Below are 13,738 nucleotides of genomic sequence, written 5' to 3'. Positions count from 1 at the left end.
CACGACAACGCTTTCACAAAAAAACAATGAGGCGTGTCCGTCATCTTCCCTTGCTGCTGCAGGAACCTCTTCCATGGAAAAAATCATGACTGTCCACGTGCCTTCAAAAGCGGTGCGCACCTGCCCATTCAACGGGTACGCCTCGGCTGGCACATTGCTCGGCCTGGGTCTGCTCTGTGCGCCGGCCGCTCAGGCGGATTTCGTAGCGGACAGCAAAGGCAGCCTGGAAGCGCGCAACTTCTACTTCAACCGTGATTTTCGCCAGGACGGTTCGCGCGACAAGGCCGAGGAATGGGCCCAGGGTTTTCTGTTGCGGATGGAGTCGGGTTACACCGCCGGCACGTTCGGTTTCGGCCTGGATGTTTTGGGCATGGCCGGTTTCAAACTGGACTCCGGTGGCGGGACGGCGGGGACTAATCTGTTGCCACCGGATTTGTCCGGCGGCTCACAGGATCGCTATGGCGAGTTAGGCCTGACGGGCAAAATGCGCGTGTCCAACAGCACCCTGAAATTCGGGACGTTGCAGATCAAGGACCCGGTGGTGAGCTCCAACGATACCCGTCTGTTGCCGAGCACGTTCAAGGGCGGGCTGGTGAATGTGCAGGAAATCGATCGCTTGAAGCTCACGGCCGGTCAGCTCACGCAGATCAACTTTGTCGACTCCACCGACTATCAAGACATGACCGCCAACCGCATCGGCGGGCAAAGCGACAAGTTTCAGTTTGCCGGGGCGGACTATCAGTTCCTGCCGAACCTGACCGCGCAGTACCGCTACGGCCAGCTGGAAAACATCTACCAGCAAAATTACTTCGGGCTGGTGCACACGCTGGACCTGGGCTCCGGGCAGTCGCTCAAGAGCGACGTGCGCTATGCGCGCAGCACCGAAGACGGCAACTTTCGTGATATCGACAACCAGGCCTTCGGCGCGCTGTTTACCTACAGCCTGGGCGGTCATGCGCTGGGCTTGGGCTATCAGCGCATGAGCGGCGACGATCCGTTTGCGTATATCGGGCGCAGCGATCCGTACCTGGTCAACTTCGTGCAGATCGGTGACTTCGCCAACATCGATGAACATTCCTGGCAGGCGCGCTACGACTACAACTTTGTCGCACTCGGCGTGCCGGGATTGACCTTCATGACCCGCTACATTTCTGGCGACAATGTGCAACGCACGGCGCCGGGTGAAGGCAAGGAATGGGAGCGCAACACCGATATCGCTTACGTGGTGCAGGACGGTTCGTTGAAGGGGCTGGGCCTTAAATGGCGCAACGCGTCAGTGCGTTCGAACTTCGGTAGTGACCTGGATGAGAATCGCCTGATCGTCAGCTATACCGTGGCGCTGTGGTAGCGGTCGGACTTGTTATTCTATTAAAGAATAAGTAAATCGATATCTATTCCTTTTAATATTTATCCGTGAGGTTCATTTTGAAGGCCTGCACATTCGTGCGGATGTTCTCGACATCAGACAGGAAGCCTCATCATGACCATCAAAGCGATCAACGTCCGCAACCAGTTCAAGGGTGTCATCAAGGAAATTGTGACAGGTGAAGTGGTCTCCGAAATCGATGTGCAAACCGCCTCGGGCATCGTCACCTCGGTGATCACCACCCGTTCAGTGCGCGATCTTGAATTGAAAGTGGGGAGCGAGGTGATTGCCTTCGTCAAATCCACTGAAGTCTCGATCGCCAAGCTCTGAAAGGGGGCTATTCGTTTTTCCAGCAGAACCCGCCCCCTGCCCAATACCTGCGTTCGGCCTCTGGGAAAGGGGCAAGCAGAGCAAGATCAAAAGCCAGAGCCAGATCAGCAGCTCCCGACACCCATTGATCGTTCCCACGCTCTGCGTGGGAATGCATCCCGTGACGCTCCGCGTCACCCCTGCGCAGGACTCGAGCCTTGTGTCGACAGCGGAACGCAGAGCGTCCCCGGCGGCATTCCCACGCAGAGCGTGGGAACGATCAACACGCGCAGGCGTTGAGGAAACAGGCCGGCCGGTAGGCTGTCACGCTTTGTTTTTGACAGCATTAGCTCAGTGAGCGGCGTTTCTGTTATCAGCGCTGACGGGAGAAAAGCATCGGCGGTTGTTTTCAGTAAATATAGATGTCCACTTTTTTCGCGAAGTAGGAAAATCAAAACGGGCGCGTCTGCGGCTGTTCCTTTCTCGACAGGCGACCTGCCATGCCTGTTGCACCGACCTTTTTCACCCCAGGCGCCAGAACCACGCCGAACGATCGGCCAATCGAAAAGAATCAAAACCATGCAAGCCCATACCTATCAACTGCTGGAAGTCGCCAACGGCAAACCGATCAAGCTCTGGACCGAAGGCGTCCCGGTAGAACACGAAGCCAGGCAGCAATTGATGAATACCGCCAGGATGCCGTTCATCTTCAAGCACCTGGCGGTGATGCCCGACGTACACCTGGGCAAGGGCTCGACCATCGGCAGCGTCATTCCCACGGTCGGCGCGATCATTCCAGCCGCTGTCGGAGTGGATATCGGCTGCGGGATGATCGCCGCGTGCACGTCGCTGACCGCCAGTGATTTACCCGACAACCTGCATGGCTTGCGTTGCGCGATCGAGAAAGCGGTGCCCCATGGCCGCACCATTGGGCGCGGCGTTCGGGACAAGGGCGCCTGGGACAGCGTTCCGCATCAGGCGGACCGGGCCTGGGCGGCACTGGAGCCCCGGTTCAAGGCGATCACTGACAAGTACCCGAAACTTGCCAACACCAACAACCGTGGGCACTTGGGCACGCTGGGCAGCGGAAATCACTTCGTCGAGGTGTGCCTGGATGAAACCGACCGGGTCTGGTTCATGCTGCACAGTGGTTCCCGTGGCGTTGGCAACGCTATCGGCAACCTGTTCATTCAAATGGCGCAGGCGGACATGCGTCAGCACCTCGCCAATCTGCCGGACCGTGACCTGGCTTACTTTAAAGAGGGCAGCCGGCATTTCGATGACTACGTCGAAGCGGTCGGTTGGGCCCAGGACTTCGCCAGGCAGAACCGTGCATTGATGATGCAAGCGGTGATTCAGGCGACCCGAAAAGTGGTCAACAAGCCTTTTGAGGCGGCGCTGGAAGCGGTGAACTGCCACCACAACTACGTGCAGAAAGAGCGGCATTTTGGTCAGGATATTCTGGTCACCCGCAAAGGCGCGGTGTCGGCCAAGAAGGGCGAGTTGGGGATTATTCCGGGATCGATGGGGGCGAAAAGCTTCATCGTCCGTGGGCTGGGTAACGAGGATTCTTTCTGCTCCTGCAGCCACGGCGCCGGCCGCACCATGAGTCGTACCCAGGCGAAAAGCCTGTTTACCGTCGAAGACCAGATCCGTGCCACCGCCCACGTGGAGTGCCGCAAGGATGCTGCCGTCATCGATGAAATTCCGATGGCCTACAAGGACATCGACCACGTCATGCACGCCCAGCGCGAGCTGGTGGAAGTGCTGCACACCTTGCGTCAGGTGGTGTGCGTAAAAGGATAGGAACAATGGAATTTCACCATCATCGAGTTGCTGCCCTTTGTGCACTTTTATAAGGCCACGCAACACTGCGCTGCACTATGCGAAGGCAAATATCGGATGTTCTGGACCCCCTTGGCCCCTGTTTACCTATGCAAATGCTGCCAATCGCTGGCTGGCACAAAGTCTGCAAGACACTGTTCAGGCCCACTGTGACGCAGTCGAGTGGGCAGCCCCCTCGGTCAACGACGATCGATTGGCCGAGCAGGTCGTGGGCAACATCGGTGGTTCCGGCATAGATGCCTGACTTAGCACCGTAAATGAACAGGCAAAGACGCCTGGAACCGCAAGGTTTCAGGCGTTTTTTTTTGCTTTTTGAACAGCTATCGACGGGTGTCTCTTATGAATTCCAATGTTGCCACTTTGAACAAGCTGCAAACGCTGATCGTGATCGGCAATGGCATGGTCGGACATCATTGTGTCGAACAGCTGATCGAACGCGGTGCCCTTGATCACTATCGGCTGCACGTGTTCAGCGAAGAGCCAATGCGTGCCTACGACCGTGTGCACCTTTCCGAGTATTTCTCCGGCCGCGATGCCGAGTCGCTGGCCCTCGGCGAAGCCTCGCTGTACCAGACCCCGGGCGTCACGCTGCATCTGGGAGTGCCGGTGCTGGAAATCGACCGCGGACGCCGTCAGGTGATCACCGCGCAAGGTTGTGTCTCCTACGACAAATTGGTGCTGGCCACCGGGTCCTATCCGTTTGTGCCACCGATCGAAGGCGCCGAGGGCGATTCGCGGCTGGTGTATCGCACCCTTGAAGACCTCGACGCCATTCGTGCCGCGGCCAGCAACGCCCGACGCGGTGTGGTGGTCGGCGGTGGCTTGCTGGGCCTGGAAGCGGCCAACGCCCTGAAGACCCTGGGGCTGGAAGCACATGTGGTGGAGTTCGCCCCGCGCCTGATGCCGGTGCAACTGGACGAATACGGTGGCCTGGCGCTCAAGGCGCAGATCGAACGACTCGGCGTCGGCGTGCACCTGTCGCGCGGCACGCAATCGATCAGCGCAGGGGAGGAATACCGCTACCGGATGAACTTCGCCAATGACGAATTTCTTGAAACTGACCTGATCGTGTTCTCCGCCGGTATCCGTGCGCAAGACGCACTGGCACGTCAATGCTTGCTGGAAGTCGGCCCGCGCGGCGGCGTGGTGATTGACGACCAATGCCAAAGCAGCGATCCGAACATCTATGCGATCGGCGAGTGTGCCGCGTGGAATGGCAGCATTTTTGGCCTGGTCGCCCCGGGCTATCAAATGGCGCGCGGCGTTGCCGCACTGTTGTGCAACGAAACCGCCGAGCCGTTCATGGGCGCGGACATGTCGACCAAACTCAAGCTGCTGGGCGTCGATGTCGGTTCCATCGGCGACGCCCACGGCAGCACGCCGGGCGCGCGCAGTTATCAGTTCATCGACGAAACCACGGCCAGCTATCGACGCCTGGTGGTGGACGCGACTGGCAAGCACGTACTCGGCGCGGTGCTGGTCGGTGACAACAGCTATTACGACACGTTGCTGCAATACATGCAGAACGCGATTGCGTTGCCGGCCGAACCTGCCAGCCTGATTCTGCCATCCTCCGAAGGCGCGCCGACCCTGGGCCCGGGCGCGTTGCCCGAAGCGGCCACGGTGTGCTCGTGCCACAACGTCACCAAGGGCTCCATTTGCTCGGCCATCGACGGTGGCTGCACCGACCTTGGCTTGCTCAAGTCGCAGACCAAGGCGTGCACCGGTTGCGGTGGTTGTGCCGGGCTGCTCAAGCAGGTGTTCGAGCATGAGTTGATCGCCCGTGGCGTCAGCGTCGACAAGAGCCTGTGCGAACACTTTGCCTATACCCGCCAAGAGCTTTATGCGCTGGTGCGCGTAGAAGGCGTGATCACCTTCGAAGAACTGCTGGCCAAGCATGGCCGTGGCCACACCGGTTGCGACGTGTGCAAACCGGCGGTGGGGTCGATCCTCGCGTCGTGCTGGAACCAGCCGATCATGGACGCCTCGCTGGTGCCGCTGCAGGACACCAACGACACCTTCATGGCCAACATGCAGAAAAATGGCACCTATTCGGTGGTACCACGGATCCCCGGTGGTGAGATCACTGCCGACAAACTGATTGCGATTGGTGTGGTGGCGAAGAAGTACGACCTCTACACCAAAATCACCGGCGGCCAGCGTATCGACCTGTTCGGCGCGCAGTTGCATGAACTGCCGGACATCTGGGCCGAGCTGATCGAAGCCGGATTCGAAACCGGGCACGCCTACGGCAAATCGACCCGCACCGTGAAATCCTGCGTCGGCAGCACCTGGTGCCGGTATGGCGTGCAGGACAGCGTGCAAATGGCCCTGACCATCGAGGACCGATACAAGGGCCTGCGCTCGCCGCACAAACTCAAGTTCGCGGTGTCCGGCTGCACCCGCGAGTGCGCCGAAGCCCAGAGCAAAGACGTTGGCGTGATCGCCACCGAGAAAGGCTGGAACCTGTACATCGCCGGTAACGGCGGCATGCGCCCGCGTCACGCCGAACTGTTCGCCACCGACCTCGACGATGCGACCCTGATCCGCTACATCGACCGCTTCCTGATGTTCTACATCCGCACCGCCGACAAATTGCAGCGCACCTCGGTGTGGCGCGAAAGCCTGGAAGGCGGCCTCGATTACCTCAAAGACGTGATCATCAACGACAGCCTCGGGTTGGGTGAAGAGCTCGAATCGCAGATGCAACTGGTGGTCAACCGCTATGAGTGCGAGTGGGCCAACGCCCTCAAAGACCCGGAAAAACTCAAGCGCTTCCGTACCTTCGTCAACGATAAACGCCCGGACCCGGACATCCACTTTGTCCAGGAGCGCGGCCAGCGGCGCCCGATCATGGCCGCCGAACTCAACCTTATCCCTGTTACCGAGGAGATTGCCTGATGAGCCAGTCCAATACCCAACGCATCGATTCCCTGGAAAACCCCGAGGCCTGGCAAACGGTGTGCGAGCAACAGGACCTGGTCAGCAACTCCGGTGTCGTCGTCTGGCTCGATGGCGCGCAAGTGGCGCTGTTCTACCTGCCGGGTGCCGAGGCTCGGACCCTCTACGCCATCGACAACCATGACCCGCAATCCGGGGCGAATGTGATCGGTCGCGGCTTGGTCGGCAGCATCAAGGGTGATCTGGTGGTTGCATCGCCGATCTACAAACAGCATTTCCGCCTTGAGGACGGCAGTTGCCTGGAGTATCCGCAACAGCGTCTGCGTGTCTGGCCCGTGCGGTTGAACAGCGGCGTGGTGGAAGTCGGAGTGGCTTGAGCCTGGTCAACAGCATCGCGTATCCGCATCGGAGGCATTTATGAAAACAGCCGCACAATTGCTGAAACTCAAGGTCGTGCAAAACCGTCAGGTGCATAGCATCGCGCCGGATGAGATGGTGCTTGAAGCGCTGAGGATCATGGCCGAAAAGAACGTGGGCGCACTTCCGGTGATCGAGGCCGGGCAGGTCGTTGGCGTGATCAGTGAGCGTGACTATGCGCGCAAGGTCGTGCTGCAGGGGCGCTCTTCGGTGGGTACGCCGGTGCGCGACATCATGAGCGCGCCTGTGGTGACGGCTGACAGTCAGCAGAGTATCGAGCGTTGCATGGCGGTGATGACTGACAGCCATTTGCGTCATTTGCCGGTGATGGAGGGCGGCGAACTGATGGGGTTGTTATCGATTGGGGATCTGGTCAAGGAAGCTATCGTTGAGCAGGCGGATTTGATTCGGCAACTGGAGCATTACATTCGCGGGCACTAGACCGGGCAGCGCCACTAAGGTTGGGGTACATATCCGTTTCTGCGGTGATGGCTGCTTAGGGTTCCGCCCTTACGGCGGGTCACTTGGAGAAGCGCCAAGTAACCAAGCGCTCTTGCCCCTGACGTACGGTGCCTCGCCCAGGCTCGGCATGCCCTCGCTCCGGTCCTGCTCCGTGGGCCCGCCGCCATCGGCCGTCCATGGCCGGGGGCGGCTACCGCGGCATCCTTGCCGCGGTGCCCACTGCGCAGAACCTGCGCTCGGCCTTCCGACGGGGCAGATCAAGATCAAAAGCAAGATCAAAAGCCCGGCGGCCTACCGGCCGGCCTATCCTTCGAGTCCGCTCCAGCAGATCCTGCACCTGGCAAAAATCCAAATGTGGGAGCGGGCTTGCTCGCGAAGGCGTCGTGTCAGTCGATATCAATGTTGCCTGACCCACCGCTTTCGCGAGCAAGCCCGCTCCCACAGGGGGAATGCGTACGCTTGAAGAGGCAGGCCGGCCGGTAGGCCGCCTCGCGGTGCTGTTGCGGTAGTCGCCCCCTCGGGAGGCCGAGTGGAGGTTCTGCGCAGTGGGCAACCCGAGCCTAGGCGAGGCACCGAACGACAGGGGCAAGAGCCCTTGGTTACTTGGGGCTCTTCCAAGTGACTCGCTGTAAAAGCGAAACCGCCAGCCGCCGTTACCGCAGAAACGGATATGCACACGAACTCGGTGGTTTTGCGCCTTTCTTGATCAGTATCAACCGCATTTCCAGGCGGCCTCTGTAGTCTCCAGAGACCGACAGCCAGTGCGCTCACCCCCCAATGTTCGCCGTAGCGCCGGTTGCCTTGACCCAAGGCGAAAACACCATGATCTATCCGCTGATTCTGACCTTGCACCTGTTTGCCGCGCTGATCTTCATCGGCACCGTGTTCTTCGAAGTCCTGTTCCTGGAAAGCATTCGCAAACAGCTACCCGCCAGGGTGATGCTGCTGGTGGAGCAGGGGATCGGCCGCCGGGCCCGCTCGCTGATGCCGTGGGTGCTGCTGGTATTGTTCGGTGCCGGGCTAGGCATGGTCTGGTTACGCTACTTGCCAGCCCTGGCCTCACCACTGGCCTCATCGTTCGGCACCTTACTGGCGTTGAAAATCGCGGTGGCCGTGAGTGTGCTGCTGCATTTCCTGGGCGCCATGTTTCTGTTCAAAAGCGGCCGAATGAGCCCGCGATATCTGCATTTCATCCACGGCAGCCTGTTCGGCCACATGGTCGTGATCGTGCTGCTGGCCAAGGGCATGTTTTACCTGACGTGGTAATCGGGGCCTGACCGGTGGTCCGTTGTGCAGGCACTTCGCTTGCGCTTGACGCAAATCAAGGAGCATTGATGGTTAAACCCGGAGACTGAAAGTCCGCAGCCAGTCTCGGAGACCGCCATGCTCGATTTATTTCACAACCCAGGCGAGTTGATCGCTCGGTGCGATCAAGGCGTGCTTGACCCTAACTGTCATGCCGATACGCAAAAATTTCATGACGGTATTGGCTCCCTGGATCTGCTTCGTGCACTGCGCGTCAGCCGCCAGAAATGCCGTCCACTGTCCCTGAACGTGCAACTGCCTTCCAGTCTCAAGCCGTCTTCCTGTTCCCCGTGCGACATCATCGGTGAGCACAACGGTATCGAGCAGTACCTTCAGCATCTGGAGCGGGAAATCGACCTCGTCGGTTGTCACCTGGGTGCGCAACAACGGGTCGAGCAGTTTCATCTGAGCGGCGCAACCCCAGCGCCTGTCCACCTGGAACGGCTGATGAGCCATCTGCGTGGCCGGTTCAACTTTCTCGAACATGAAGGCGGCGATTACAGCGTCGAGGTCGACCTTCACCACACCGACTGGGCGACCATGGGGCTTTTGCGCAACCAGGGATTCACTCATGTGAGCATCGGCGTTCCGGATATCGACGTCGACTGTGACAGGTCGGTGGCCTGCTACCAGAACCCGGCGCCGATCCAGTCGCTCATGGATGCCGCGCGCACCTTTGGCTTTCGATCCATCAACGTCGACCTGGGTTTCGGTCATGCCTGGCAGACCCCAGACAGTTTTGCGCTGAAGCTGGGGAGCATTATCGAGCTGGAACCGGACCGGCTGATGGTGTTCGACTATGCCCGGCCACCACGGCGCTATCGGCCGGTGCTCGGTGACAAGGTCAGAGCACTGTGCAGCCAGGACGATAAGGGCGCGATGCGCCAGATCTGCTTCGATCAACTGCTTGGCGCGGGTTATCACTACATTGGTCTCGGGCAGTTTGTCCGGCCTGATGATGATTTGGCAGTCGCCCAGGAGCGCGGCCGGTTGCGCCGTACCTGCGAGGGTTTCTCCCGTCATGGCTATTGCGATCATGTTGGATTCGGTTTGGGCGCCATCAGCCAGATCGACGATTTGTACACGCAAAACACCGACGAGATTGAACGCTATCAGCAGCAACTGGACATGAAGCAATTGCCGACGTGTCGAGGCTGGCGCTTCGAGGCGGGGGATCAGATCAGGCAAATGGTCATAGAGCGTCTGGCCTGTGATCAGGAGCTGGATATCCGTGCTATCGAGCGGCGCTACGGGCTGGTTTTTTCCAAGTACTTCTCCGCCGTCTGGCCGTTGCTGGAGCAATTGAGCCGGGACGGGTTGATCGAGTTATCAGACCGTTTCATCAGCATCCTTCCCGCCGGTCGGCCGGAAGTGGATGCCATCTGCAACCTGTTTGAAAAGGATTTGGGCGGTGCGAAGCATTAACCTCCTGCGAGTTGATCGATCATGAACACGACTTTTGATTTCAATCGCGCCCTGGTCGAAAAGTACGACCGCCCGGGGCCGCGTTATACCTCTTACCCCACGGCGCCGCAGTTTCATCAGGCGTTTGCCGTTGATGACTATCAGCGTGCCGCCCGCGACAGCAATCAGGTGGCCGCGCCGAAACCGTTGTCGGTGTACATCCACATCCCGTTCTGCAAAAGCCTTTGTTATTACTGCGCCTGCAACAAAATCATTACCCAGAAAACCCATCGCGCCGTCGAGTACCTGACGTACCTCAAGCGTGAAATCGCGATGCAGGCGGCCTTGTTCGACGGCACCCGCAAACTCACCCAGTTGCACCTGGGGGGCGGCACGCCGACCTATTTGACCAGCGAGCAGCTGGCCGACCTGATGGACTGCCTGCACCAGGCGTTCAACATGGATGATAGCGATAACCATGAGTTCTCCATCGAGGTCGACCCACGCACCATCAGCACCGAGCAGATTCAGTCACTGCGCCAGTTGGGCTTCAATCGCCTGAGCTTCGGTGTGCAGGATTTCGATCCCGACGTGCAGGCAGCGGTCAATCGCCAGCAAAGTGAAGAGCAGATTTATGCGTTGGTGGCGGCGGCGCGCGAAGCGCACTTCAAGTCGATCAGCGTCGACCTTATCTACGGTCTGCCACTGCAAACCGTGCAGAGTTTCGACATCACCCTCAGCAAGATCATCGCGCTGCGCCCAGACCGGATTGCCGCCTACAGCTACGCGCATCTGCCGGAAATGGTCCGCGCGCAACGGCTGATTCGCCCCGCTGACATGCCGCCACCGGAGCGCAAGCTGGAATTGCTCGAGCTGACCATCCGCCGACTGACCGAGGCCGGTTACGTCTACATCGGCATGGATCATTTCGCCTTGCCGGATGACGAGCTGGCGCTGGCCCGGGCCAATGGCACCCTGCAGCGTAATTTCCAGGGCTATTCCACCCATGCCGACTGCGATTTGATCGGCCTTGGAGTGTCGTCGATCGGCAAGGTCGGCGACAGCTACAGCCAAAGCGTCAAGGAGCTTTCGCAGTACTACGCCCGCATCGATCAAGGGCTGTTGCCGGTTCATCGCGGTTACCGCTTGAACGCCGACGACCTGCTGCGCCGTGAGGTGATCAGCGACCTGATGTGCCATGGCCGTATCGCATTCGACAAATACGAGGCGCGGCATGGCATTCGCTTCACCGAGTATTTTGCCGCGGCGCTGGCGCAGCTGGACGAGCATGTGCGCGATGGATTGTTGCAGATTCACCGCGACGAACTGGTGCTGCTGCCACAAGGGCATTTGATGATGCGCAGTGCCGCGATGGCGTTCGACGCCTATCTGGGTGGTGAGCAAAAAGGCCAGTTTTCACGCACGGTCTGAGAAAACGAGCCCTCTATGGACTCGAGTTGATTTCAATCAAGGGCAGGGGGCGCAACGCTCCCTAACATGACTGCAAGCCCTTTCAAAATCAGCGAGCCCATGACAATCCATCAGCCTCCGATACACGGCAACCTGCGCGCCTGGGGTGTCGGTCTGGTGGTCCTGCTGATGCTGATGCTCGCCACCTTCGAGACGGTACAAGCCAAGCAGTACGGTGACATCGAGCAGCAGCGCATCGAGAAAACCTTCCCTCAAACCGATTCCGTTTCCGCCCCCGAAGGCCGGTTCAAGGTGCGCACGTTGTCCGCCGCCGGCAAGGTCATCGGTTATGTGTTCCAGAGCCTGGACGTGGTGGATATTCCGGCCTACTCCGGCAAACCGATCAACACCCAGGTCATTCTCGACACGACCGGCATGATTCAGGACGCCTATGTGCTGGAGCATCACGAGCCGATTCTGCTGATTGGCATTCCTGAGGCAAAACTTCACGGCTTCAGCGCCAAGTACAAAGGCGTCAAGGTCAGCCAGCGAGTCGTCGTCGGCCATTCCAGCGACCCGAATGCGGTCACGGTCGATGCCATCGCCGGCGCAACCGTCACCGCCATGGTGGTCAACGAGGTCATCATGCGCGCCGCCCACGAGGTGGCTGTATCGCTGAAACTGATCGAGGACTCGGCCGGTGTCGCGCGCAAACCAGCCACCGTGCGCCAGGACTTTTTCGAACCTGCCACCTGGGAACAACTGACCGGTAACGGCGCCATTCGCCGTTTGAACCTGACCCGTGGCCAGGTCGACGCTGCCTTCAAGGGCACTGAAGCCGAAGGCATCGACAACGCCAGTGCCGATCAGGTTGATCAGACCTTCATCGAGCTGTACACCGCCGACCTGAATCCGCCGACCATCGGCCGCGCTCTGCTGGGCGACAACCAATATCGATTCCTCATGCAAGACCTCAAGCCCGGCGAGCAAGCCATCGCGGTGCTGGGGCGCGGGCTGTTTTCCTATAAAGGCTCGGGGTACGTGCGCGGCGGGATCTTCGATCGGGTGCAACTGCGCCAGTTCGGCAACGTCATCAGCTTTCGCGACATGGACCATCAGCGGCTCTCGGATGTGTTTGCCAAAGGCATGCCCGAGTTCACTGAGATGTCGATTTTCATTGTGCGCGAACCGGCGAAGTTCGATCCGGGATCGCCCTGGTCTCTGGAGCTATTGGTACGTCGCCAGACCGGCCCGGTCAGTGGCACGTTCAGCAGCTTCGAACTGGCCTATCAATTGCCCGAGACTTACCTTGAACGACCACTGCCCAGCGTCGAAGAACTGGCGGCCCTGGAGGAAGCCAGTCGGCCAATGTGGTTGAACATCTGGTACCAGAAATCCTTTCAGATTGCCGTGCTCGGTACTGCGTTGCTGCTGCTGACAGCGATCCTGTTTTTGCAGGACACCTTCACCCGTCGCCCGCATTTTCTGCACTGGCTGCGTCGCGGGTATCTGGTCTTTACCGTGGTGTTTATCGGCTGGTACGCGCTGGGGCAGTTGTCCGTGGTCAATGTCCTGACCTTCGCCCATGCGCTGTTCGATCACTTTCGCTGGGAGCTGTTTCTCACCGATCCGCTGATCTTCATGCTCTGGGTCTTTGCCGCCGCCAGCATTCTGCTGTGGGGCCGTGGTGTGTTCTGCGGCTGGCTGTGTCCGTTTGGCGCCTTGCAAGAGTTGATCAACGAGGCTGCGCGCAAGCTGAAAATCCCCCAGTACGAATTGCCGTTCGCCGTGCATGAACGCTTATGGGCGATCAAATACATCATTTTGCTGCTGCTGTTCGGTATCTCCCTGGAGTCGATGTCCACCGCCGAACTGTTCGCCGAGGTGGAACCCTTCAAGACCGCCATCACCCTCAGGTTCGACCGCCAGTGGTGGTTCGTGCTCTACGCGGTGGCGCTGCTGGTCATCAACCTCTTCACGCGCAAAGTCTATTGCCGCTACATCTGCCCGTTGGGTGCGGCGCTGGCGATTCCGAGCAAATTTCGCCTGTTCGACTGGCTCAAACGCCGCAAGGAGTGCGGCACGCCTTGCCAACTGTGCGCCAAAGAATGCGAGATTCAGGCGATTCATCCCGATGGCCGGATCAACGCCAACGAGTGCCACTACTGCCTCGATTGCCAGATGACGTACCAGAACGACAACAAATGCCCGCCGCTGATCAACAAGCGCAAGAAGCGCGACAAAGCGGCGCCCGCTCCTGTGCAACTGATACCTGTCGTGGAAGTGACCGCTCTGGAATGAACCCCGCGAGCGCCTGTC

At 59.4% G+C, this 13,738-nt stretch carries 10 protein-coding genes; all 10 read left to right on the top strand.

Annotated elements, in window-relative coordinates; translation table 11 throughout:
• Positions 1 to 85: 85 nt before the first annotated feature.
• Complete coding sequence (locus tag PFAS1_RS27550; protein WP_076031615.1) at positions 86 to 1,348, top strand: OprD family porin; 1,263 nt, start codon at positions 86 to 88, stop codon at positions 1,346 to 1,348.
• A gap of 132 nt (positions 1,349 to 1,480) precedes the next feature.
• Positions 1,481 to 1,696, top strand: a complete 216-nt coding sequence (locus tag PFAS1_RS27545) for a TOBE domain-containing protein (protein ID WP_008145745.1) — start codon at positions 1,481 to 1,483, stop codon at positions 1,694 to 1,696.
• Between the two features lie 558 nt (positions 1,697 to 2,254).
• Complete coding sequence (locus PFAS1_RS27540; protein ID WP_076031311.1) at positions 2,255 to 3,481, top strand: RtcB family protein; 1,227 nt, start codon at positions 2,255 to 2,257, stop codon at positions 3,479 to 3,481.
• A gap of 378 nt (positions 3,482 to 3,859) precedes the next feature.
• A complete protein-coding gene (gene nirB / locus PFAS1_RS27535; RefSeq protein ID WP_076031310.1) occupies positions 3,860 to 6,421 on the top strand; it encodes a nitrite reductase large subunit NirB in 2,562 nt (853 codons plus the stop codon).
• A complete protein-coding gene (gene nirD / locus PFAS1_RS27530) occupies positions 6,421 to 6,798 on the top strand; it encodes a nitrite reductase small subunit NirD (protein ID WP_076031309.1) in 378 nt (125 codons plus the stop codon). The genes nirB and nirD overlap by 1 nt, the downstream gene beginning before the upstream one ends.
• Before the next feature lie 40 nt (positions 6,799 to 6,838).
• Entirely contained in the window at positions 6,839 to 7,279 is a 441-nt protein-coding gene (locus tag PFAS1_RS27525) for a CBS domain-containing protein (RefSeq protein ID WP_046046902.1), read from the top strand.
• Between the two features lie 843 nt (positions 7,280 to 8,122).
• Positions 8,123 to 8,566, top strand: a complete 444-nt coding sequence (locus PFAS1_RS27515; RefSeq protein ID WP_076031614.1) for a CopD family copper resistance protein — start codon at positions 8,123 to 8,125, stop codon at positions 8,564 to 8,566.
• 117 nt (positions 8,567 to 8,683) lie between these two features.
• Positions 8,684 to 10,030: an oxygen-independent coproporphyrinogen III oxidase gene (locus PFAS1_RS27510; protein ID WP_076031307.1), complete on the top strand. Its 1,347-nt coding sequence runs from the start codon at positions 8,684 to 8,686 to the stop codon at positions 10,028 to 10,030.
• 21 nt (positions 10,031 to 10,051) lie between these two features.
• Positions 10,052 to 11,440 carry an oxygen-independent coproporphyrinogen III oxidase gene (gene hemN, locus PFAS1_RS27505; RefSeq protein WP_076031306.1) on the top strand — a complete coding sequence of 463 codons (1,389 nt, stop codon included), beginning with the start codon at positions 10,052 to 10,054 and terminating at the stop codon, positions 11,438 to 11,440.
• Positions 11,441 to 11,506: 66 nt separating this feature from the next.
• Positions 11,507 to 13,720 carry a transcriptional regulator NosR gene (gene nosR, locus PFAS1_RS27500; protein WP_076031305.1) on the top strand — a complete coding sequence of 738 codons (2,214 nt, stop codon included), beginning with the start codon at positions 11,507 to 11,509 and terminating at the stop codon, positions 13,718 to 13,720.
• Positions 13,721 to 13,738: the final 18 nt, after the last annotated feature.

Origin of the sequence: Pseudomonas frederiksbergensis (genome assembly GCF_001952935.1) — a bacterium.
Lineage (GTDB): Bacteria > Pseudomonadota > Gammaproteobacteria > Pseudomonadales > Pseudomonadaceae > Aquipseudomonas > Aquipseudomonas frederiksbergensis.
Note: the sequence above shows the minus strand (reverse complement) of the source record. Positions and strands in the feature narration are given on the sequence as shown.